The sequence below is a fragment of the Micromonospora gifhornensis genome, from assembly GCF_016863515.1.
Taxonomy (GTDB): domain Bacteria; phylum Actinomycetota; class Actinomycetes; order Mycobacteriales; family Micromonosporaceae; genus Micromonospora; species Micromonospora gifhornensis.
This window is the reverse complement of record NZ_BOPA01000014.1, coordinates 38964-60931: the sequence shown is the minus strand read 5'-3', so window position 1 is coordinate 60931 and position 21968 is coordinate 38964. Positions and strand designations below refer to the sequence as shown.

Genomic DNA, 21968 nt, shown 5'->3' with positions numbered 1-21968 from the left:
GGGAAGCGTTCAGCAGGCACAATAGGAACAGTTGTCGGATGCGAACCGTTGCCGTTCGGTGACCTCACCGCCAGCCCGACTCGACCTTACGTTGAGTGACGAAGCCGGATCAGGCCGGTGCGTGGTAGGCGAGCACACCCCGGTTGACGACACCGATCGCCTGCCGGGCGGTGGCCCGAAGGTCCGCCGAGGCGCCACCGGAGTCGGCGACCTGACCGAGCAGGTCCACCACCTGACGAGCCCAGCGGACGAAGTCACCGGCCGGCATCTCGCCGTCGAGTTCGTGTCCACTGGCCAGCACCTTGGCCAACGCCTCGCCCCGGGCCCACCGGTAGATCGGCCAGGCGAAACCCAGATCCGGCTCGCGGGTGACGGTCAGACCACGGGCGGCCTCGTCGGCCTCGATCTCGCTCCACAGCTTCAACGTCGCGTCGACCGCCTCGGCGACCGGACCGCGCGGCAGGGACGCCCGTTCGTCGACGTCACGCCGTGCCTCGAAGACCACCACCGAGACCGCGGCGGCCAACTCGGCAGGCGACATCCCGTCCCAGACCCCCCGACGTAGGCACTCCGCCACCAGCAGGTCGGCCTCGGTCCAGATCCGTCCCAGCATCCGCCCGGCGTCGGTCACCTCGCCCTCGGCGGTGAGATAGCCCCGGGCGGTGAGCAGGGCGACGATCCGATCGAAGGTACGCGCCAGCGATCCTGTCCGCCCGGCCACCCGCTCACGCAACTCCTCGGTGTCGCGCTCCAGCCGGCGACGACGCTCCGCCCAACGGGCGTGCTCCTCCCGCTCCGGGCAGGCGTGACAGGGGTGTCGCCGCAACTCGGCCCGCAACTGGGTGAGCTGGTGGTCCTCGCCCGACTGCCGGCCCCGGGCGCCTCGACGGCTGTGCCGGTCCAGGCCGGTGCCGCTGACCTGCGCCGCCAGGTCACGACGGGCCGCCGGGTTACGGGGGTTGAAGTGCTTGGGCACCCGGATGCGGGCCAGCACCTCGGCCGGCGTGGTGAAGTCGCCGGGGCTGATCCGCCCGGCCCAGCGATCCTGGGTCAGCACCAGCGGACGCGGCTCGCTGAACCCACCGGCGGCCGGGTCGAGCACCACGGCCAGGCCGGCACGCCGACCCGACGGCACCCGGATCACGTCACCGACACGCAGCCGCTCCAACGCGGCCACCGCCGCCGCCCGACGCTGGCTCTGACCCTGCCGGGCGATCGCCCGCTCCCGGTCGGCGATGGACACCCGCAACGCGAAGTACTCGTCGAAGTCACCGTGGTGGCACTCCGCCTCCACGCCGTACGCCTCGATGGTTTCGGTGTTGCGCTGCACCTGCCGGGCCAGGCCGACCACCGACCGGTCCGCCTGGAACTGGGCGAACGAGGACTCCAGCAACGCTCGGGCCGGGTCGGCGCCGACGCTGCCGACCAGGTTGACCGCCATGTTGTACGAGGGCCGGAAGCTGGACCGCAGCGGGTACGTGCGGGTCGAGGCCAGACCCGCCACGTGCCGGGGGTCGGTCTCCGGGGACCACACCACGACGGCGTGCCCCTCCACGTCGATGCCCCGCCGCCCGGCCCGCCCGGTGAGCTGGGTGTACTCCCCCGGCGTCAGGTCGACGTGCGCCTCGCCGTTGTACTTGACCAGGCGCTCCAGCACCACGCAGCGGGCCGGCATGTTGATGCCCAGGGCCAGGGTCTCGGTGGCGAAGACTGCCTTGACCAGCCCTCGGACGAACAACTCCTCGACGACCTCCTTGAACACCGGCAACATCCCGGCGTGGTGGCTGGCCAGCCCACGCTCCAGGCCGTCGAGCCATTCCCAGTAGCCCAGCACCGACAGGTCCTCGCCGGGGATGGCGGTCACCCGGGACTCCACCACCCGACGGATCTCGGCCCGTTCCTCGGGCGAGGTCAGTCGCAGCCCGGCGGCCAGGCACTGCTGCACGGCGGCGGCGCAACCGGCCCGGCTGAAGATGAACAGGATCGCCGGCAGCAGCCCCTCGCGGTCCAGCCGCTCGACGATGTCCGGCCGCGACGGCCCACGCCAGCGCGGTCCCCGCCGCCCACCCCAGCCGGCGGCGCGCCCCTCGCCCAGGTCGAGACGGCGGACCGTCTCCCGGGTGTAGCGCAGCAACTCCGGGTGCACGTCGTGTTTACGGGCGGCGGCCGCGTCGTGGAACAGGTCGAACATCCGCTTGCCGACCAGCATGTGCTGCCACAGCGGCACCGGCCGGTGCTCGCTGACCACCACCGTGGTCTCGCCCCGCACGGTGATCAGCCAGTCGGCGAACTCCTCCGCGTTGGACACGGTCGCCGACAGCGACACCAGGGTGACCGAGGCGGGCAGGTGGATGATGACCTCCTCCCACACCCCGCCCCGGAACCGGTCGGCGAGGTAGTGCACCTCGTCCATCACCACGTACGCCAGGCCTTCGAGCGTGGCCGAGCCGGCGTAGAGCATGTTGCGCAGCACCTCGGTGGTCATCACCACCACCGGAGCGTCGCCGTTGATGGCGTTGTCACCGGTGAGCAGCCCGACCTGCTCGGCACCGTAGCGGTCGACCAGATCGTGGTACTTCTGGTTGGACAGCGCCTTGATCGGCGTGGTGTAGAAACACTTGCGCCGCGCGCCGTCGGTCGGTGCCGGCTTGCCGGGCGTGCCGCGCAACGCCAGGTGTACGGCGAACTCGCCGACCACGGTCTTGCCGGCGCCGGTGGGCGCGCACACCAGCACGCCGCTGCCCCGTTCCAGCGCCTGACACGCCTCACGCTGGAAATCGTCCAGGTCGAACCCGATATCGGAGGTGAATTCTTCCAGCGCCGGGAACTGTGAGGCCTGGGCGGCCCGGCGGCGCGCCGCGGCGTACCGCTCGGCGGGGCTCGACATGTTCTCAAGATTAGTCCGTACGCCTGACAGGTACCCGGCAAGGCCGACCGCCAGCCGGGTCGGAGGGGGTCGGTAGGGTGCAGCACGTGCCGGATCATGCCGAACCGACCGACTCCGTACGTGATGTCCAGCCGACGCCGTCCCGCCGTCCGGTGGAGGCGGTACTGCTCGACTTCCACGGCACGCTCGCCCAGGTGGAGGAGCCCCGCGAGTGGGTCCTGGCCGCCGCCGCCACGTGTGGTGTGGACCTTGACCGGGTCCGGGCCACCTCGCTGGCCGACCGGCTGCTCACCGCAGGTCGGGCCGGCGGGCCGCTGCCCGCCCGGGTGCCACCGCAGCTGGCCGAGCTGTGGGCCGACCGGGATCTCTACGAGCACGCCCACCGGGGCGCGTACACCGGGCTGGCCGCCACGGTCGACGCGGGCATCGACGGCTTCGCCGACGCCCTCTACGAGCGGGTGCTGACGCCCGAGGGCTGGGTACCGTACCCGGACACCGCGCCCACCCTGGCGGCCCTACGGGCGGCCGGCGTACGGGTGGCGGTGGTCAGCAACATCGGCTTCGACATCCGCCCCCACTTCGCCGCCTGGGGCCTCGCCGACCTGGTCGACGCCTTCGTCCTCTCGTACGAGGTGGGTCGCTGCAAGCCGGACCCGGCGATCTTCTGGCGCGCCTGCGGAATGCTCGGCGTCGACCCGGAGCACGCCCTCATGGTCGGCGACACCCCGGCCGACGCGGGAGCAGTGGCGGCCGGCTGCGCCGCGCTGGTCCTCCCCGCCGCCGACGTAGGCCGCCCCAACGGCCTAGGCTCCATCCTCCCCCTCACCACCCCGTAACCCCCCACCCCCCACCCCACCCCCCGCACACTTGCACCCCGCACCCGCGGCCTGGACTGTTCCCGCGACCTGGGACCGCCCCCGCGATCTTGCACTTCTGGTCGCTGATATAGGGCATACGCCCGTTATTCCGCGACCGAAAGTGCAAGATCGCGGGGCCGAGAGAGCCGCGAGCGACGCGAGGGGCCCGCAAGGGGCGCCGCCCGCGATCTTGCACCGCCCCCGCGACCTTGGACCCGCCCCCGCGATCTTGCAGTTCTGGTCGCCGATATAGGGCATACGCCCGTTATTCCGCGACCGAAAGTGCAAGATCGCGGGGCAGGGCTGGGAGGGGCGCGCGGGTGGGGAGGGTGGGTGGGCTGCGGCGGGGGTGGGGTGGGTGGTTAGGGGAGGAGGATGTGGAGGGCGGCGGGGGTGGCGGTGATGGTGATCGGGAGGGGGAGGCAGCGTTCGCCGTCGGCGTAGGTGGTGATGTCGGGTGCGGCGATCTCCACGGTGCGCGCTCGGTAGCTGCGCACCAGCGGGTGGTGGATGTGGGTGCCGTGGTAGATGTTCGGCTTCTCGCGGATCAGCATGCGCCGGTTGAACCGCCCGCCCACCACGACGTCGAGCAGTCCGTCGGTCGGGTCGGCGTCCGGGCAGATTCGCATGCCGCCGCCGTAGGACGCACAGTTGCCGACGGCCACCAGCGCGGCGTCCAGTTCGTGGGTTTCGCCGTCGAGGCGCAGCGTGTAGCGACGCGGGCGCAACCGGGCCAACTCCACCAGGATCGCCAGGTCGTACCGGCGAGGGCCGCGCGGCCAGCGCATCCGGTTGGCCCGTTCGTTGACGATCGCGTCGAAGCCGGCCGCGAGCACGGCGCCGAACCAGCGGCGTTCGCCGGTCGCCGTGGTGATCCGGGCCAGGTCGACGGGGCGGGAACGGCCGTCCCGCAACGCCGTCGCGATGGTGTCCACGGCCGTCAGTGGATCGGCCGGGAAACCGGTCTCGACGGCGAAGTCGTTGCCGGTGCCGGCCGGCACCGCGCCGAACGGCACCCGGGTGCCGGCCACCGCCTGCAGGGCCACGTGCACCGTGCCGTCGCCACCCACCGCGACCAGTGCCGCCGCTCCGTCGGCCACGGCCTCGCGGCAGGCGGCCTCGGCCTGGCCACGGGTGTACGCCTCCAGCACCCGCACCGGGTGTCCACCCGCCGACAGGCGGTCCAGCACCTCGGGTAGCAGTCGCCGGTGCCGCCCCCGACCTGCAGTGGGGTTGGCCAGTACCGCGACCGGCCGATCGACGGCTGCGGGGTGAACGTCAGGTGTCACGGCGGCCGGCCGATCGACGGCTGCGGGGTCGTCGTCAGGTGTCACGGCGTACGCCGCATCCGTCCCGGCTGCTGCTGAGCCCTCGCCGCCAGACGCAGGTCGGCGGCGTCTTCACCGCCGACACGCACGACCCGGGCTCTCGGTCGCGTCGGCCCGCACCGCGAGGGGTCGCACCCACCGCCGTCGCCCGGGACCCGCCTGACATTTGTCACGGCCAAGAGTGTGGCACACACCTCACGTCATGACTGATCACACTGGAAGCGCCATAGGCCGAATAGACAAACTCATATCAGCCAGCAAGACCGAGGGCTCAGCCGATCGGCGGAGGGAGTGGTCACGGTGGACGATCGCTACGACAGCTACTGCGCCGCCGACCGACACTTCTACGACTCGCTGGGCAACGCCGCCGCAGAGCCCACCTTCGCGGCGGCCCGGCGGTCCCTGCCCGAGGGTTGGCGCACCGAGCCGCTCGACGACTGGCTGATCTACGCCCCTGACGGCGGCTCATTGCCGCAACAGGGCTGGAAGATCCACGTGTCGGCGACCCTGGACAACGCCGAGCAGGTGCTGGACGCCGTCTGGAACTACTGCGTCCCGCGTGGACTGTCGTTCAAGTTCCTCCGCGGCCCCCGCACCCTGCTGCTGCGCAACTCCAAGTACGCCTCCCGGGCGGCCAGCGGCAAGTTCGTCACCGTCTACCCGCATGACGACGCCGAACTGGAACTGGTCTGCAAGGAGCTCGACGAACTGCTCACCGGCGAGTCCGGTCCGTACATCCTCAGCGACCTGCGCTACGGCGCCGGCCCGGTGTACGTACGCTACGGCGGCTTCGCCGCCCGCTACTGCCACTCCGCCGACGGCCAGGTCGTCCCGGCGATCGAGGACGACAACGGCGCTCTGGTGCCCGACCGGCGTGACCCGGTCTTCCACGTACCGTCCTGGGTGAGCCTGCCCGACTTCCTCGCGCCGCACCTGGCCGCCCGCAACGCCACAAGCACCGACGAGGTGCCGTACCGGGTCGAGAAGGTCATCCACTTCTCCAACGGCGGTGGCCTCTACATCGGCCGGGACCTGCGTACCGACACGCAGGTGGTACTCAAGGAGGCACGACCGTACGCCGGTCTGGACGCCGACGGCACCGACGCGGTGGCCCGCCTGAGCCGCGAGGCAGCGGCGCTGCGTCGACTCGCCGACCTCCCGCAGGTGCCCCGGGTGCACGACGAGTTCACCCTCGGCGAGCACCGGTTCCTGGCCCTGGAGTTCATCGAGGGCCGGGCGCTGAACAAGGTGCTCGTCGACAGGTACCCGCTCATCGACGCCGACGCCACCGACGCCGACCGCGCCGCCTACACGCGCTGGGCGCTGGACATCCACCGGCAGGTCGAGGAGGTCGTCCAGGCCATCCACGAACGTGGCCTCGTCTACGGCGACCTGCACCTGTTCAACGTGATGGTCCGCCCGGACGACCGGATCGCCCTTGTCGACTTCGAGGTTGCCGCCCCGATCGACGGGCATCGCCGGCCCGGCCTGCGCAACCAGGGCTTCGCCGCACCCCGCGACCGCACCGGTCCCGCTGTCGACCACTACGCCCTGGCCTGCCTGCGCCTGGCCCTGTTCCTGCCGCTGACCCAACTGTTCCGGCTGGTACCGGCCAAGACCGCACACCTGGCGGACGTGATCGCCGCCCGGTTCCCGGTGCCCGGAGCACTCCTGGACGCCGCCGTCGCTCAGATCACCGGCGACAGCCCGGCAGCAGCGGAAGACCGACCCGATCTCACCGTCGACGTCGGACCTTCGCACCGCGACCGACTGGCCCGGGCGATCCTGGCCAGCGCGACACCTGAGCGCGACGACCGACTCTTCCCCGGCGACATCGAGCAGTTCCGCAGCGGTGGGCTCAACCTCGCCCACGGCGCCGCCGGAGTCCTGTACGCGCTGCACCTCAGCGGCGCCGGACGCCGGCCGGAACACGAACGGTGGCTGGTACGCCGGGCCACCTCGCCCGCCGCCGGCACCCGCTGCGGTTTCTACGACGGCCTGCACGGCGTCGCGTACGCCCTGGAGCAGCTGGATCGCCGGCAGGACGCCCTCGACGTGCTCGACATCTGTCTGCGGCAACCGTGGGACGGGCTGGACCACAGCCTGGCCGGCGGCCTGTCCGGGATCGCGCTCAACCTCGCCGAGCTGGCCGGACGCACCGGTGAGACCACCCTTCGCGACGCCGCCTGGCGGGCCGCCGACCGGGTGATCGCGCAACTCGCCGACGCACCGGAGTCCGACGTCAGCGGCGGCCGGCACCCGTACGCGGGACTGCTGCGCGGCCGTACCGGACCGGCCCTGATGCTGATACGGCTGTACGAGCTGACCGGCGATCCGCAGTTGCTGGAGCACGCCGCCACCGCGCTGCGGCAGGACCTGCACCGTTGTGTGGTACGCCCCGACGGCGCGCTGGAGGTCAACGAGGGCTGGCGCACCATGCCCTACCTGGGGCAGGGCAGTGTCGGCATCGGACTGGTGCTCGACCAGTACCTGCGGCACCGCGCCGACGAGCGGTTCGCCGAAGCGAGCGCCGGTGTCCGTCGGGCCGCCAGGTCCCCGTTCTACGCGCAGTCCGGCCTCTTCGCCGGGCGGGCGGGCATCGTCGCCTACCTCGCGGCGTACCCGGACGATCCGGAGCTGTCCACGGAACTGACCGCGCAGGTGCGACGCCTCGCCTGGCACGCCCTGCCGTACGCCGACGGGGTCGCCTTCCCCGGCGAGCAGCTGTTGCGGCTGTCCATGGACCTCGGCACCGGCACCGCCGGCGTCCTGCTGGCACTGGCCGCCGCCCGACCCGACACGGCGGTGACGTTGCCGTTCCTCGCGCCCCTGACGGGCGCCACCGACACCCTCGCCGATGCGAGGGGAACCGACCAACCCGACAAGCACGGGAGGAGGTGACACGACATGGCGCTTCTCGACCTTCAGGGCCTGGAGATGGCCCCCGCCGACCGCACCGGCGGTGGCAGCCGGGCGAGCCTGCTGCTCTGCGGCGACAGCTCGCTGTCCGTCACGACCTGCAACTGACGGGTCGCCACGCGAGGCCCTGGGCGGGGCGATGTACCCGCCCAGGGCCGCACGTCTTTCTCGCGGGAGGTCCGATGCCGACACCGACCGGCCCCGACCGGCTGCTGCGCCGGGTGGTCCGTGACGGCGGCGGTTGGACCGGCCTGCTCACCGTGGTGGCGCTGATCGGCGCCGCCGCCGAACTGGCTCTGCCGGCGTCCCTCGGGTTCGCCGTCGACGCCGCCGTGGGCGGTACGGCCTCCTGGTGGCCGGCCGTCGCCTGCGCGCTCGTCGTGATCCTCCTGACCACCGACATCCTCGGTGACGTCGCCGCCGGCTACGGCGCGGCCCGGGCCACCGCCCTGCTGCGTCGGCGGCTGCTGCGTCACCTGTTCGCCTGCGACGTACGCACCGTCCGCCGCTACCCGGTGGGTGACCTGGTCGGCCGGCTCGTCGGTCAGGCCACCGACGCCGGGCAGGCGGGGACCGCCGTGGTGTTCGGTGTGGTCGCGCTGCTGCCCCCGGTCGGCAGCGTCGTGGCGCTCACCCTGATCGAGCCGCTGCTGGGGCTCACCCTCCTCGGCGGGCTGGCGGTGCTCGCGGTGCTCATGCGGGCCTTCGTCACCGACGCCTCCGCCGCCGTGACCGGATACCAGCGCGTGCTGGGTGCCATCGCCGGGCGGCTGCTGGAGGCGCTCGGCGGGGCCCGCACCATCGCCGCCGCGGCAACCGTCGACCAGGAACGCGAGCGGGTGCTGAGCGCACTACCGGAACTGCGCGGGTACGGGCAGCTCGGCTGGCGGCTGCTGGCCCGGGCGAGCGCCCGTACCGCAGCCGTGGGTCCGCTGTTGCAGGCGGCCGTCGTGGCCGTCGGCGGGTACGCGCTCACCGTCGGCTGGCTCACCCCCGGGCAACTGGTCGCCGCGATGCAGTACGCGGCCCTCGGCGCCGGACTGGGCGCGGTGCTGGCCACGCTCCACCGGCTGGTACGCGCCCGGGCGGCCGCCAACCGGATCGCCGAACCCCTGGCCCACCCGACCCGCCGGTACGGCGACGAGCCCCTACCGTCCGGCCAGGGTGAGCTGCGGCTGTGCGGTGTCGGCGTGCGCAGCGGGGACGGGCGGCCGGTGCTGCGGGGCATCGACCTGCTGGTGCCGGCCGGTGCCACGCTCGCCGTCGTCGGGCGTTCCGGCGTCGGCAAGTCGACCCTGGCCGCCGTGGCGGGCCGACTGCACGACCCGGACGCCGGTGAGGTGTTGCTGGACGGGGTGCCGCTGCACCGGTTGAGCCCGGGAGCACTGCGCCGGGGCGTCGGGCAGGCGTTCGACCGCCCGGTCCTGGTCGGCGACACGGTGCATGACGCGATCGGTCTCGCCCTGCCCGACGAATCGGCCGGCCCGCCCGCCGGCGCCGCCCCGGCGACCCCCGAGGTGCTGGCCGTGGCGCGGGCCGCTCAGGTGGCCGACGTGGTGGACCGCCTGCCCGACGGGTTCCGCACCCGGCTGACCGAGGCGCCGCTGTCCGGCGGTGAGGCACAGCGGATCGGGTTGGCCCGCGCGTTCCCGGCGCAGCGGCTGCTGATCCTCGACGACGCCACGTCCAGCCTGGACACCGCCACCGAGCACCGGATCAGCCGGGCGGTGACCGAGGGGGTCGGCGGTCGTACCCGGCTGGTGGTGACCCACCGTGCGGCGACGGCGGCCACGGCCGACCTGGTCGCCTGGCTCGACGGCGGCCGGGTTCGGGCGGTGGGGCCGCACCGCCGGCTGTGGGCCGACCCGGACTACCGGGCGGTCTTCACCCCCGGTGGTGACCTCCGATGATCGGCGTACGCCGCACCACCTGGGCTGCCCTGCGGGCCCGCCGCCGCCCGCTGGGGCGACTGGCTGCCTGGTCGGTGGCCGAGTCCCTGCCGGCGCTGCTCAGCGGCCTGATCGTGGCCCGCGCGGTCGATCGGGGTTTCCTGGCCGGCGAGTTCGGCACCGGCCTGGTGTGGCTGGCCGGGCTGGCCGTTGCCGTGCTGGTCGGGGCGGTCGCCACCGGGCGGGTGTACCGCAGTCTCGGTGCCGTGGTGGAGCCGTTCCGCGACGAGTTGGCAGCCCGGGTGGTCGACGGTGCGCTGCGCGAGGCCACCCGGGCCGGTGGTCGCCCGGACAGCGCCGCCGTGGCCCGGCTGACCCAGCAGGTGGAGGTGGTCCGGGACACCTTCGGCGGGCTGCTGCTGGTGGTCCGCGGTTTCCTGTTCACCGCCGGTGCGGCGCTGCTCGGTCTGCTCTCCCTGTCGCCGCCGCTGGCCGCGGCGGTGGCCGCGCCGCTGGTGCTCGGGCTGGTCGTGTTCGCGGCGGCGTTGCCGTCGATGGTCGCCCACCAGCGGGCTCAGGTGGCGGCCGGTGAGGAACTCGGCCGGTCGGCGGCCGCCACGTTGGCCGGGCATCGTGACGTGATCGCCTGCGGTGGGCAGGAGCGGGTCGTGGCTGTGGTCGACCGGCGGGTCGTGGCTCAGGCCGACGCCGAACGGACGCTGGCCCGGATGGCGGCGCTGCGCTCCCTCAGTCTCGGGCTGGGCGGCTGGCTGCCGGTGGTGGTCCTGCTGCTGGCCGCGCCGTGGCTGGTGGGGCGCGGCCTCAGCACGGGTGCGGTGCTGGGCGCGCTGGTCTACGTCACCACCGGGCTGCAACCCGCCCTGCACGCCCTGGTGCAGGGCGTGGGCGGTGGCGGCCTGCGCTACGCCGTCACCCTCGACCGGATCCTGCGCAGCTGCCCGCCGACCGACCCGAACACCGCCGCCGGTCGAAACGCCGCCACGGCGGAGGGCGGCACGGCGGAGGGCGGCACGGCGGAGGGCGGCGTGGTGCCGGCGGTGCGGGTCCGCGGGCTGACCTTCCGGTACGGCCCGCACGCCCGGCCGATCCTCGCCGACTTCACCCTGACCGTGGCCGACGGTGAGCACCTGGCCGTGGTCGGGCCGAGCGGCGCCGGCAAGTCCACCCTGGCCGCGCTGATCGCCGGGCTGGTGCCGCCGGATTCCGGCAGCGTGCACCTGGCCGACACGGCGGTCGCCGCCGTTGCGCCGGAGACACTGGCCCGGCTGCGGGTGCTGGTGCCGCAGGAGGCGTACGTCCGCTCCGGCACCCTCGCCGACAACCTGCGGTACCTGTGCCCGGACGCCGACGAGGAGACGGTGGCGGCCGCACTGGACGCGCTCGGGGCCGGGCCGCTGGTCGAGCGTCTCGGCGGCCTGGCGGCCGAGGTCGAGCCCGGTCGCCTCTCGGCCGGGGAACGGCAGCTCATCGCCGCGGTCCGGGCCTACCTGGCCCCGGCACCGTTGGTCATCCTCGACGAGGCGACATGCCACCTCGACCCGATGCTGGAGGCCACTGTGGAAGAGGCGTTCGCCCGCCGCCCCGGCACCCTGGTGGTGATCGCACACCGGATCAGTTCGGCGATCCGCGCCCGGCGGGTGCTGGTGTTCGACGACGACCGGCCCCTGGCCGGCAGCCACGAGGAACTGTTGCGCCGCTCCCCCACCTACCAGGAACTGGTCGGCCACTGGCAGGAACTGACCATCCCGGCCCACCGGCCGCTCACCCGGACATGACCGCCGACCGCCGCCGCTCCGTCGCCCCGCCGCCGTCGCCGTCGCCGGCTCGCACGGCCACCTGAAGCCGGATCTCGGTCCCGGACGGCAACTCCACGCCCACCGACGTTCCGGGCGGTCAGATCCAGCCCGCCTCGTGGGCCACCCGGACCGCCTCCACCCTGGTGCGGGCACCGACCTTGCGGGTGATCCGACCGAGGTGATTGCGGACCGTGCCCGGCGCGAGACCGAGGGCCCGGGCGACCTCCGCGACCGGAGCGCCCGCTGCGGTCAGATCGAGAATCTGGGTCTCCCGGGAGGTGAGCGGGCTTGCCCGGGTCAACGCCGCCATCACCAATTCGGCATCGATCACCGACTCCCCGCGCGCGAGCCGCCGGACCCCGTCCAGGACCCGGTACGGGGCGACGTCCCTGCCGAGGATGCCGAGGGGACGCCCCGGCACGAGGACCCGGTGCAGGCGGCGTGCGCGACGCTTGTCGACGAGTACCAGCAACGGACACCACCCCGCGACGGTGGCCGTGCCGACCAGGTCGAGATCGATGACCGCCACATCGGGACGCCGGGCCCTGATCAACCGGGCCAGACCGTCTCCCCGGTCCACCTCCGCCACCACGCTGATGTCCGCCTCGGCGGTGAGCACGAGGGAGAGCGCGCCACGGACCAGAGCACCGTCGAGGGCAAGCAGGGTACGGATCACGGTGGACCTTCCCGGAGATCGCCAGGCGGATCACGAACCGTCAGCATTTAAACACGTACCGGTCAGTACGGCTCACGGTGTCTCCGGCCGCCCGAAGGGCCTAGATCCAGCCGTGGCGGCGGGCCTGCCATACCGCCTCCATCCGGTTGCGGGCACCCGTCTTGCGCATCACTGCCGACAGATGGTTGCGCACCGTGCCGTGCGCCAGGAAGAGACGGCGGGCGATCTCCTTGAGCGGCAGCCCTTCGGCGGCGACCCGCAGCACCTCCGCCTCCCGACGGGTCAGCGGGCTACCCGGGGGCATCAGCGCGGTCACGGCGACCTCGGCGTCGATCACCCGTCCGCCGGTCGCCACCTCCCGTACCGCCCCGACCAGCGCCTCCACCGGCGCGTCCATGCCGATCAGCCCGTGCGCTCCGGCCGCCAGCAGATCCCCGACCACCGTCGGACTCCACCGGCGGCCCATCGCCAGCACCGCGGCGTCGGGTGCCGCACCCGCGATCTCGGCGACCACCTCGACCGACGGCGCGACCTCCGAGGCCAGGTCCACCAGTACGACGTCAGGGCGGTGCCGTCGCAGGACGTCGGACAGGTCCAACGCCCGGGCCACCTGGGCCACCACCTCGATCTCATCCTCGCTCGACAGCGCTACGCAGAGCGCGCTGCGCAGCAGACTCATCTCCTCGGCGACGACGACGCGAATCAATACCTGGCTCCGATCGGGGAACGCACCCGCCGCCGTCGTGGTCCCGCTGATGGGACTCCCATGGGCAGCATGGGGTTAGGCCGGATTCTTCGCAGGACACGGGTGCCACAACGAGCCGGGCGGCTACCGACGGACGTGCGGGCAGCTGGCTCACCACCACACGGCCGGGACACACGCGGTCGTCGTCACCCGTGCACGAGCAGGTCAAGTCGGCGAGCGATAACGCAACGTACGGCGCACGTGGCAACGACCTTCCTCGTCGAAGTGCGACAACACATCGTTAAGGCGTCATTACCCGTCTGTTGCGCCGAGTAGGCCCGGTGACGGATTACCGACTGCATCGCTGACAGGCAGTGAGCCATGCGCTAGGAGCCCGTCGCAGCGCATGGCTGCCAACAGCAGGCGACCCGCCCGCTGCATCACAGGCGCGGACGGGTCACCTCGGCGACCGTCAGGTCACGTCGTCGTAGCGCCGCTCGATCGGCTTGGGCGCGGTGATCGGCTCCGGTGCCTCGATCGGGCTGACCGCCTCCACCGGCTGTCCCGCCGCCACCTGGTCGCGGTCGACCTCCAGCGGGGAGGCCTCGTCGTCGCCGATGCCGGCGTAGACCTCCTTGCCGCGGCCCTTGCGCCGGTCGTTGAGGAACGCCACCCCGACCGCGATGAAGTAGAGCAGGCTGAGGCAGAGCGCCAGCAGCGTCATCCCGAACGGGCCCGGGTCGGGCGTTGCCACCGCCGCGAACGCGAAGCAGATGAACACCACCACCCGCCACCAGCTCAGCAGCCGCTTGGCGCTGACCACCCCGGTGAAGTTGAGCATCAGCAGGGTGAGCGGGAACTCGAAGGCCACCCCGAACAGCAGGATCATGGTGGTGACGAAGCTGATGTAGCGGGTCACCTCGAGCTGCGAGTCGGTGCCCGTGACACCGGCCTCCAGCAGGAACGCCAGGCCCTTGTCGACCACGAAGTAGGCGAGCACCGCGCCGGCGGCGAACAGCGGCGCCGCGATCGTGACGAAGACGTACGCCCACTTGCGCTCGTGCCGGTGCAGGCCGGGCGCGATGAACGCCCACAACTGGTAGAGCCAGACCGGGGCGCCGATGATCAGCCCGATCCAGAGCGCCAGTTTGAGTTTGAGAATGAAGCCGTCGGCGGGGGCCAGCATCAGGAACTGCTGGCAGTCGCCGTCGACCATCATGCCCGGCAGTCGACAGTACGGCTGCTTGAGCAGGTTGAACGCCGGCTGGGCGAGCGCGAAGCCGGCGATCAGCCCGACCACGATCGCCAGCGACGCCCGGAACAGCCGGGAACGCAGCTCGCGGAAGTGCTCGACGAGCGTCATCGAGCCGTCGGCGGCCCGTTCGAACTTGCTCGGGCCACGCTTACGCAGGGCGAAGGCCACGGTGGTCGGGCCCCTCGCTCAGTTGTCGCGGACGCGCTGCACCGGGTCGACGACCGGCTGCTGCACCGTGCCCTGGTACGGCTGCTGCTGCGGGGGCTGCGGCGCGAGCGGCTGGTAGCCGGCCTGAGCGTCGGCCTTGCCGGCCAGGTCGCGGTCGTCGTCGTCAGCCAGGCTCTTGGTCTCGGCCTTGATGATGCGCAGCGAACGACCCAGGGAACGCGCCGCGTCCGGGAGCCGCTTCGCGCCGAAGAGCAGGATCATCACGACCACGAGTACGGCGATGTGCCAGGGCCTGAGGGCACCCATGTGAAGCTCCAGTCGCTTGTGTCAACGGGGGTGGTTCCGCAGCCCATCGTACGTGCGACGAGAGCTGTTGCCACCCACCGGGGCGGTGGTGGATCCGTTCCGGCGGGTGAAGTCTCAGCCACCCGCAAGCGTCTCGTCAACCAGTTGACTCCGATCTTCGGACCGAAAGCCGGTCCCGCTGCGCGAACGATCGGCGTGGCTGCCCACATCCACAGCACCGCAGCTCAGTCGCCTCGGCGGGCCCTGATCACGGCGAGGCGACGCTGGGTCGTCTCCAGCCGCCCCTGCAACCCTTCGGCCCGCTGCTGCAGGCTCTCCGCGGCCACGCCCAACGCCGCCGCCTCGTCGGCCCGCCGTTGCAGGCGCACCGCGGCCCGACGCAGCTGCGGCAACCGGGCGAGTAGCGGACGGACCGCCAGCGCGAGGACGACCAACGGCACCAGCACCAGCGCGAGCACGATCCACTTCAGCACGGCGTCAGCCTACTGCCTGGGCACCGCCGCCGCCGGGTCCGCGCCGGCCGGCACCGGCCTCGCGTACGCCTCCAGCGCCGCCACCGCCGTGTCCCGGACCTGCTCGGCCAGCTCCGCCGGGGCCAGCACGGTGACCTCCGAGCCCAGGCCCAGCACGAACCGTCGGGCCCAGCCGAGATCGGTGACCCGCAACGAGACCACCCACCGCTCACCGTCGGACTCCACCCGCTCGCACGGGTAGTACTCGGTGATCCACCGTTCGCCCCGACCGATCCGCAACGTGATCAGCGGCAGGTCCGGCGAGGGGCGGAACACGCCCTCGCTGAGATCCTGGGGGCGGGCCTGCGGCGGCACCACGGCCGGCTCGTCCAACTCGGTGACCGCGTCGATGCGGTCGGCCCGGAACAGCCGTACCGCCTCGGCCCGCCGGCACCACGCCTCGACGTACGCCCGACCACCGGCCATCAGCATCCGCAGCGGGTCGATCACCCGCTCGGTGGTCTCGTCGCGCGCCCGGGTGTAGTAGGTGATGCGCAACGCGCGCCCACCCTCCACCGCGGCCCGCAACTGCTCGACCCGGCGCGCGTCACCGGGCAGCCGTACCTCGACCGGCGCCGCCACCAGGTCGCCGCCGGCATCCTCGATCTTCGCCAGGGCCCGCTCGACGGCCTCCCGGTTGGCCACCCCGGGGGTCTCGGCCAGCATCCGCAGCGCGACGACCAGGGCGAGCGCCTCGTCCGGGGTGAGCCGCAGCGGCCGGTCGATACCCGCGTCGTAGGTGATGGTCACCCGGTCGCCGTCGAAAGCCATGTCGATCAGGTCGCCCGGACCGTAACCCGGCAGACCACAGACCCAGAGCAGCTCCAGGTCCTCCCGCAACTGCCGCTCGGTCACCCCGAGATCGCCGGCCGCCTCGGCGATCTCGATGCCGGGCCGGGCGAGCAGGTACGGCACCAGGTTGAGCAGCCGCGCCAACCGGTCGGCAGAGGTCCGCGTGCCAGCCTTCACACTCACCGGTTGGACCTTCCGTTCGCGACTGCGGGGCTCGCAAGCTCACTCCTCGCGCTCACCGGTCAGACCTTCCGTTCGCGACTGCCGGGCTCGCAAGCTCACTCCTCGCGCGTACCGGGACGGCGGGCGGGAGGTCGTGGTGGGCGGCGATCTCCTTGAGGCGCTGAATGACCGCGTCGCGCACCTCCGGTGGGTCCAGCACCCGCACCTCGGGTCCGTAGCCGACCAGGTGACTGGCGATCAGATCCACGTCGGTGTACGGCAGGACCAGGCGGTCCGCCTCCGGCCCGAGAGTCACCTCGACGGCCACCCGACGCAGCCCGGCGGCCCGCCCGGGAGTGACGAGCACGGTGGCCCGTCCGGTGTGTTCGGTCGGGCCGGACCAGCGTGCCACGTGGCTGATCAGGTCGACACCGACGGGCGGCTGGTAGGCGCCCGGCGTACCCGTGGCGCGCACCTGGCCGACCACCCGGGACAGCCGGAAACAGCGGGTGGCGTCACGATCCAGGTCGTGGCCGACCACGTACCAGCGTCCCCGCCAGCAGACCACGCCCCACGGCTGGAGTCGCCGGCGATCGGGTGCGTCCCGGTCCGGTACCCGGTAGTCGAAGCGGACCTCGCGCCGGTCCCGGGCGGCGGCCGTCAGCGGCGCGAACGCCGGATCGACGTTGACCATCGGTTCGAGCCCGAGGGTGGCATGGGGATCCACGTCCACGCCGGCCGCACGTAGCTTCGCCAGGCCGGACGACGCGGCGGCCGCCAACCCCGCGTGCTGCCACAGCCGGGCAGCGATGCCCACCGCGGCGGCCTCGTCGGGTTTGAGCGGAATCTCCGGGAGGGCGTACTCCCTGCGGGCGATCCGATATCCCGGCTCCGTGTCGAAGGCGCTCGCCGTGCCGGTCTCCAGCGGCACGCCCAACTCCCGCAGCTCGGCCTTGTCCCGCTCGAACTTGCGCTGGAACGCCTCGTGCTCACGGGCGTCGTCCGGATCGTGCTCGTAACCGGGCACGGTCGCGGCGATCTGCGCGGCGGTCAGGAACCGCCGCGTAGACAGCAGACAGATCACCAGGTTGACCAGGCGTTCGGTGCGGCTGCGCGACACCCCGTAGACGCTAGCAGCCAACCCACCCCCCACACGCACCCCCGCCGACACGTCAACCCCCTCCCTCATCCAACCCCGCCGATCTTGCACTTCCCGTCGCCAACTCACCCCTTTTGACATGTTATGCCCCGACAAGAAGTGCAAGATCCACGGGTCGGAGGGCGGGGCGGGGCGGGCGGGGGCGGACGGGGGTGGGGTGGCGGAGGGAGGGGGTGGGTTAGCGTGCGGGGCATGGTGCGGTGGCGGGTGGGGACGGTGGCGGGGGTACGGCGGCGGTGGGTGGGTGCCGTGGAGTTGGATGTCACGCTCGTCGACGGGACGTCGATGCGGGCGTTGGCGTACCCGGAGCTGGTGGGCGTGCCGGAGGTGGGCGACCGGGTGCTGCTCAACGCCGGGGCGCTGCTGATGGGGTTGGGCACCGGCGGGTACGCCCTGGTCGTGGCGGTACCGGACCGGCTGCCGCCGGATCCGCCGCAGGCGCTCGACAGTCGCGACGCCGGCCATCTGGTGAAAGCCCGGTACACCCCGTTGCAGCCGATCCTGCTCGGCGTCGACGAGGAGGCGTCACCGCATCACGAGGTGCTGGCCAGCGCCGAGGATCTGGGCGGCCTGCCGGTGGTGACCGCCGACCTGCACTCGGCGCTGCCGGCCATCCTCGCCGGCATCCGCGCTGACGCCCCGCAGGCCCGGGTGGCGTACCTGCTCACCGATGGTGGGGCGCTGCCCGCCTGGTTCTCCCGGACGCTGTCCGCCCTGCGCGACGAGTTGGTCGGCACGATCAGCGTCGGGCAGGCGTTCGGCGGTGACCTGGAAGCGTCGACGCTGCACAGCGGCCTGCTCGCCGCCCGGCACGTGCTGCACGCCGACGTGGCGGTGGTGGCGCAGGGCCCGGGAAACCTCGGCACCGGTACCCGGTGGGGCTTCTCCGGCGTGGCGATGGGTGAGGCGGTCAACGCGATCGCCACGCTGGGCGGCCGGCCGGTGGGCTCGCTGCGCATCTCCGACGCCGACCCGCGGCCGAGGCACCGTGGCGTGTCGCATCACAGCCTGACCGCGTACGGCCGGGTGGCGCTGGCCCGCGCGGAGCTGGTGGTTCCCGACGGTCTGGACCCGGCGCTGGCCGCCGAGGTCGACGCCGCGCTGGTGCCGCTCGCCGACCGGCACACCGTGCTGCGGGTGGACACCGCCGGGTTGGACGCCGCGTTGCGGCGCAGTCCGGTGCCGCTGTCGACGATGGGCCGCGGGCTCGACGCCGATCACGCCTACTTCCTGGCCGCCGCCGCCGCCGGTCGGCACGCCGCCCGCCTGCTCGGCAGCGGCACAGCCTGAGCTGACCGGGCGTACGCGTTAAAAGGGGGCCCCTGCTCTACCGCAGGCGTTAACAAGGTGCCCTTCCTTACGCCTCAGGCGAGGATGATCAAGGCGAGCCAGGCGCCGACGATCAGTGCCAGCGCTGCCGCCAGCACCCAGGTCGGGACGGTGTGCTCGCCTCGGCGATTGCGCTCGATCTCGGCGCGGACCTTGTCGCGGCGGCGTTCGAGCCAGCCCTGCCGCTGGGCGCCGGGGGTGGGAGGTTCGGAAGGCAACATGGTCCGGCCAGCGTACCCGGGCCCGTCCGGAGCGGACGGGCCCGGTGCAGCCGGTCACATGCTGGCGATCAGCCGCTCGACCCGCTCGTCGTACGCCCGGAACGGGTCCTTGCAGAGCACGGTGCGCTGCGCCTGGTCGTTGAGCTTCAGGTGCACCCAGTCGACGGTGAAGTCCCGCCGCTTTTCCTGGGCGTGCCGGATGAACTCCCCACGCAGCCGCGCCCGGGTGGTCTGCGGCGGCGTCTCCTTCGCCTCGAAGATCTCCGGGTCCGTGGCCACCCGATCCACGTCGCCGCGCCGTTCCAACAGGGCGTAGAGGCCCCGACCCCGGCGCAGGTCGTGGTAGGCGAGATCCATCTGCGCCACCCGGGCGTGCGACAGCGGCAGGTCGTGCTTGCGCTGGTAGCGCTCGATCAGCCGCAGCTTGGTCACCCAGTCGATCTCCCGGGAGACCGGTTCCAGGTCGCCGGTCTCCACCGCCCGCAGCACCCGGCCCCACAGCTCGACCACCCGCTTGGCGGTCTGGTCGCCGCCACGGCGCTCGACGAACTCGGTCGCCTTGGCCAGGTATTCCTGCTGGATCTCCAGGGCGCTGATCTCCTTACCCGAGGCCAGTCGCACCTTCCGTCGGCCGGTGATGTCGTGCGACACCTCCCGGATGGCCCGGATCGGGTTCTCCAGGGTGAGGTCGCGCATCACCACCCCGGCCTCGATCATCCGCAGCACGATGTCGGCGCTGCCGACCTTCAGCAGCGTGGTGACCTCGTTCATGTTGGAGTCGCCGACGATGACGTGCAGCCGGCGGTACCGCTCGGCGTCGGCGTGCGGCTCGTCGCGGGTGTTGATGATCGGACGGCTGCGGGTGGTGGCCGAGGAGACCCCCTCCCAGATGTGCTCGGCGCGCTGCGACAGGCAGTACACCGCGCCGCGTGGAGTCTGCAGCACCTTGCCCGCGCCACAGATCAACTGCCGGGTGACCAGGAACGGGATCAACACGTCGGCCAGCCGGCCGAACTCCCCGTGCCGGGAGACCAGGTAGTTCTCGTGGCAGCCGTACGAGTTGCCGGCCGAGTCGGTGTTGTTCTTGAACAGGTAGATCTCGCCCGCGATGCCCTCGTCGTGCAGCCGCTTCTCCGCGTCGATGAGCAGCCCTTCCAGGATGCGCTCACCGGCCCGGTCATGGGCCACCAGGTCGATGACGGAGTCGCATTCCGGGGTGGCGTACTCCGGGTGCGAGCCGACGTCCAGGTAGAGCCGAGCGCCGTTACGCAGGAAGACGTTGCTCGACCGGCCCCAGGACACGACCCGGCGGAAGAGGTACCGGGCTACCTCGTCGGGGGACAGCCTGCGCTGTCCGCGGTAGGTGCAGGTGACGCCGTACTCGGTCTCCAGACCGAAGATTCGCCGTTCCATGATGAGACATTAGCCGTACGGAGCCCTGATTCGTCACTGTCGTGACACGTACGCTTGCCGCATTCGCGACGTCAGCACCCGCCGGGCGTCTCGGCGTCCAGCTCGGCGGCGTGCCGTCGGCACGTTTCGTACTCCGGCAGCAGCCCTGCCGCGCGCACCTGGGCCAGGCGCGGCGCGGCGGCGTCGCGGGCGGACAGCAGCGGTGTGCCGGTCGGCCACTCGATGCCCAGCTCCTCGTCCAGCGGGTGCACCGCATGTTCGGCCGTCGGGTTGTAGGTGGTCGAGCAGAGGTAGCTCAGGGTGGCGTCGTCGGTCAGCGCGCAGAAGCCGTGGCCGAGCCCTTCGGCGAGGTAGACCGCCCGCCGGTCCACGTCGTCGAGGCGCACGCTCTCCCACTGGCCGAAGGTGGGCGAGCCGACCCGCAGGTCCACCACCACGTCCAGGACCGCGCCGCGCACACACGTCACGTACTTCGCCTGGCCGGGTGGCACGTCGGCGAAGTGGATGCCGCGCACCACGTGGCGGGCGCTGACCGACAGGTTGCCCTGGGCCAGCCGCAGCGGATGACCGACCTCCTCGGCGAGCCGGTCGAAGCGGTACCACTCCAGGAAGAGTCCTCGGGAGTCACCGTGCTGCTGTGGCGTGATCTCCCAGGCGCCCTCGATGCCCAACTGTCGCAGCTTCATCGCACCTCTCCCGGGCTGATCAGCTCGTGGCGCTCACCGGCGAGCAGGTCGAGCAGGTAGTCGCCGTACCCGCTCTTGGTCAGCGGCTCGGCCAGGGCCCGCAACTGGTCGTCGTCGATGAGCCCGGCCCGCCAGACGACCTCCTCGATACAGCCGATCTTCATACCCTGCCGTTCCTCGATCACCCGGACGAACTCGGCGGCCTGCATCAGCGAGGTGAAGGTGCCGGTGTCCAGCCACGCGGTACCCCGGTCCAGGACGGTCACCGACAGCTCACCCCAGCGGCGGTACGCCTCGTTGACCGCGGTGATCTCCAACTCGCCACGGTTGCTGGGAGTGAGGCCACGCGCGATCTCCACCACCCGGTTGTCGTAGAAGTACAGGCCGGGCACCGCGTACCGGGATCGGGGCTTGTCCGGCTTCTCCTCGATCGACAGCACCCGGCCGTCCGGGGCGAAGTGCACCACCCCGTACTCCTGCGGGTTCGCCACCGGATAGGCGAAGATCCGTCCGCCGACCGGGTCACCGGCGGCGGCGAGCTGTCGACCGAGACCGACGCCGTGGAAGATGTTGTCGCCGAGGATCAGCGCCACGCTCTCGTCGCCGATGAAGTCCGCGCCGAGTACGAACGCCTGGGCGATGCCCTCCGGCCGGGGCTGGGCGACGTACTCCAGCCGCAGCCCGAACTGGCTGCCGTCGCCGAGCAGGCGCCGGAACTGCGCCTGCTCCTCCGGCGTGGTGATCACCAGGATCTCGCGCACCCCGGACATCACCAGAGTGGAGAGCGGGTAGTAGATCATCGGCTTGTCGAAGACCGGCATCAGCTGCTTCGACACCGCCCGGGTGATCGGCCAGAGCCGCGATCCGGTCCCACCGGCAAGCAATATTCCACGCACCCGCGGAAGCG

Annotated in this window: 19 protein-coding genes; 6 read left to right on the top strand and 13 right to left on the bottom strand. The window is 72.3% G+C overall.

Annotated elements, in window-relative coordinates; all coding sequences use genetic code 11:
* Positions 1–109: 109 nt before the first annotated feature.
* Positions 110–2887, bottom strand: coding sequence for a DEAD/DEAH box helicase (locus tag Vgi01_RS08480; protein WP_102659585.1), 2778 nt, complete (start codon positions 2885–2887; stop codon positions 110–112).
* Positions 2888–2973: 86 nt separating this feature from the next.
* Here Vgi01_RS08480 and Vgi01_RS08475 point away from each other — a divergent pair, with 86 nt between their 5' ends.
* On the top strand, positions 2974–3723 hold the full coding sequence (locus Vgi01_RS08475; RefSeq protein ID WP_373306907.1) for an HAD family hydrolase: 750 nt from the start codon (positions 2974–2976) through the stop codon (positions 3721–3723).
* A 383-nt stretch (positions 3724–4106) separates the two neighbouring features.
* Here Vgi01_RS08475 and Vgi01_RS08470 read toward each other — a convergent pair whose 3' ends face one another.
* A complete protein-coding gene (locus tag Vgi01_RS08470) occupies positions 4107–5033 on the bottom strand; it encodes a diacylglycerol kinase (protein ID WP_204290618.1) in 927 nt (308 codons plus the stop codon).
* Between the two features lie 339 nt (positions 5034–5372).
* On the opposite strand from Vgi01_RS08470, the gene lanKC reads away from it, so the two are divergent.
* The 4 genes from lanKC (at position 5373) to Vgi01_RS08450 (ending at position 11676) form a co-directional block, all read left to right on the top strand.
* Complete coding sequence (gene lanKC / locus Vgi01_RS08465; RefSeq protein ID WP_239088838.1) at positions 5373–7973, top strand: class III lanthionine synthetase LanKC; 2601 nt, start codon at positions 5373–5375, stop codon at positions 7971–7973.
* Between the two features lie 6 nt (positions 7974–7979).
* Positions 7980–8099 (top strand): SapB/AmfS family lanthipeptide, encoded by a 120-nt coding sequence (locus tag Vgi01_RS08460; protein ID WP_013734295.1) that lies wholly within the window; start codon positions 7980–7982, stop codon positions 8097–8099.
* A 74-nt stretch (positions 8100–8173) separates the two neighbouring features.
* On the top strand, positions 8174–9901 hold the full coding sequence (locus Vgi01_RS08455; protein WP_204290616.1) for an ABC transporter ATP-binding protein: 1728 nt from the start codon (positions 8174–8176) through the stop codon (positions 9899–9901).
* Positions 9898–11676 (top strand): ATP-binding cassette domain-containing protein, encoded by a 1779-nt coding sequence (locus tag Vgi01_RS08450; protein WP_204290615.1) that lies wholly within the window; start codon positions 9898–9900, stop codon positions 11674–11676. The genes Vgi01_RS08455 and Vgi01_RS08450 overlap by 4 nt, the downstream gene beginning before the upstream one ends.
* A gap of 118 nt (positions 11677–11794) precedes the next feature.
* Here Vgi01_RS08450 and Vgi01_RS08445 read toward each other — a convergent pair whose 3' ends face one another.
* From Vgi01_RS08445 to Vgi01_RS08415, 7 genes are all read right to left on the bottom strand, one after another.
* The gene (locus tag Vgi01_RS08445) at positions 11795–12373 is read right to left on the bottom strand and encodes a response regulator transcription factor (protein WP_102660892.1); all 579 of its coding nucleotides are present in this window, start codon (positions 12371–12373) and stop codon (positions 11795–11797) included.
* A 100-nt stretch (positions 12374–12473) separates the two neighbouring features.
* Entirely contained in the window at positions 12474–13079 is a 606-nt protein-coding gene (locus tag Vgi01_RS08440; RefSeq protein WP_239088837.1) for a response regulator transcription factor, read from the bottom strand.
* Positions 13080–13530: 451 nt separating this feature from the next.
* The gene (gene tatC, locus Vgi01_RS08435) at positions 13531–14481 is read right to left on the bottom strand and encodes a twin-arginine translocase subunit TatC (RefSeq protein WP_102660890.1); all 951 of its coding nucleotides are present in this window, start codon (positions 14479–14481) and stop codon (positions 13531–13533) included.
* Positions 14482–14499: 18 nt separating this feature from the next.
* Positions 14500–14787 (bottom strand): Sec-independent protein translocase subunit TatA, encoded by a 288-nt coding sequence (gene tatA, locus Vgi01_RS08430; RefSeq protein ID WP_102660889.1) that lies wholly within the window; start codon positions 14785–14787, stop codon positions 14500–14502.
* A gap of 224 nt (positions 14788–15011) precedes the next feature.
* A complete protein-coding gene (locus Vgi01_RS08425; protein WP_102660888.1) occupies positions 15012–15260 on the bottom strand; it encodes a hypothetical protein in 249 nt (82 codons plus the stop codon).
* Positions 15261–15269: 9 nt separating this feature from the next.
* Positions 15270–16274, bottom strand: coding sequence for a helix-turn-helix transcriptional regulator (locus Vgi01_RS08420; protein ID WP_102660887.1), 1005 nt, complete (start codon positions 16272–16274; stop codon positions 15270–15272).
* A 52-nt stretch (positions 16275–16326) separates the two neighbouring features.
* Positions 16327–17373: a helix-turn-helix transcriptional regulator gene (locus tag Vgi01_RS08415; RefSeq protein ID WP_102660886.1), complete on the bottom strand. Its 1047-nt coding sequence runs from the start codon at positions 17371–17373 to the stop codon at positions 16327–16329.
* A gap of 231 nt (positions 17374–17604) precedes the next feature.
* On the opposite strand from Vgi01_RS08415, the gene Vgi01_RS08410 reads away from it, so the two are divergent.
* Positions 17605–18702 carry a DUF3866 family protein gene (locus tag Vgi01_RS08410; RefSeq protein WP_204290614.1) on the top strand — a complete coding sequence of 366 codons (1098 nt, stop codon included), beginning with the start codon at positions 17605–17607 and terminating at the stop codon, positions 18700–18702.
* 74 nt (positions 18703–18776) lie between these two features.
* Here the strand turns inward: Vgi01_RS08410 and Vgi01_RS08405 are convergent, their stop codons facing one another.
* The 4 genes from Vgi01_RS08405 to rfbA all read right to left on the bottom strand — a co-directional run bounded on the left by Vgi01_RS08405 (position 18777) and on the right by rfbA (position 21957).
* Positions 18777–18962 carry a hypothetical protein gene (locus Vgi01_RS08405; RefSeq protein WP_102659841.1) on the bottom strand — a complete coding sequence of 62 codons (186 nt, stop codon included), beginning with the start codon at positions 18960–18962 and terminating at the stop codon, positions 18777–18779.
* A 54-nt stretch (positions 18963–19016) separates the two neighbouring features.
* Positions 19017–20375 (bottom strand): Pup--protein ligase, encoded by a 1359-nt coding sequence (pafA, locus tag Vgi01_RS08400; protein WP_102659840.1) that lies wholly within the window; start codon positions 20373–20375, stop codon positions 19017–19019.
* Between the two features lie 71 nt (positions 20376–20446).
* A complete protein-coding gene (locus tag Vgi01_RS08395; RefSeq protein WP_102659839.1) occupies positions 20447–21061 on the bottom strand; it encodes a dTDP-4-dehydrorhamnose 3,5-epimerase family protein in 615 nt (204 codons plus the stop codon).
* On the bottom strand, positions 21058–21957 hold the full coding sequence (gene rfbA, locus Vgi01_RS08390) for a glucose-1-phosphate thymidylyltransferase RfbA (protein ID WP_102659838.1): 900 nt from the start codon (positions 21955–21957) through the stop codon (positions 21058–21060). The genes Vgi01_RS08395 and rfbA overlap by 4 nt, the downstream gene beginning before the upstream one ends.
* Positions 21958–21968: the final 11 nt, after the last annotated feature.

What these genes read in the sequence shown, in the direction of transcription:
- Vgi01_RS08480 (WP_102659585.1), bottom strand. Translation starts at nt 2,887, where the DNA reads ATGTCGAGCCCCGCCGAGCGGTACGCCGCGGCGCGCCGCCGGGCCGCC.
- Vgi01_RS08460 (WP_013734295.1), top strand. Translation starts at nt 7,980, where the DNA reads ATGGCGCTTCTCGACCTTCAGGGCCTGGAGATGGCCCCCGCCGACCGC.
- Vgi01_RS08455 (WP_204290616.1), top strand. Translation starts at nt 8,174, where the DNA reads ATGCCGACACCGACCGGCCCCGACCGGCTGCTGCGCCGGGTGGTCCGT.
- Vgi01_RS08450 (WP_204290615.1), top strand. Translation starts at nt 9,898, where the DNA reads ATGATCGGCGTACGCCGCACCACCTGGGCTGCCCTGCGGGCCCGCCGC.
- tatA (WP_102660889.1), bottom strand. Translation starts at nt 14,787, where the DNA reads ATGGGTGCCCTCAGGCCCTGGCACATCGCCGTACTCGTGGTCGTGATG.
- Vgi01_RS08410 (WP_204290614.1), top strand. Translation starts at nt 17,605, where the DNA reads ATGGTGCGGTGGCGGGTGGGGACGGTGGCGGGGGTACGGCGGCGGTGG.
- Vgi01_RS08405 (WP_102659841.1), bottom strand. Translation starts at nt 18,962, where the DNA reads ATGTTGCCTTCCGAACCTCCCACCCCCGGCGCCCAGCGGCAGGGCTGG.
- pafA (WP_102659840.1), bottom strand. Translation starts at nt 20,375, where the DNA reads ATGGAACGGCGAATCTTCGGTCTGGAGACCGAGTACGGCGTCACCTGC.
- Vgi01_RS08395 (WP_102659839.1), bottom strand. Translation starts at nt 21,061, where the DNA reads ATGAAGCTGCGACAGTTGGGCATCGAGGGCGCCTGGGAGATCACGCCA.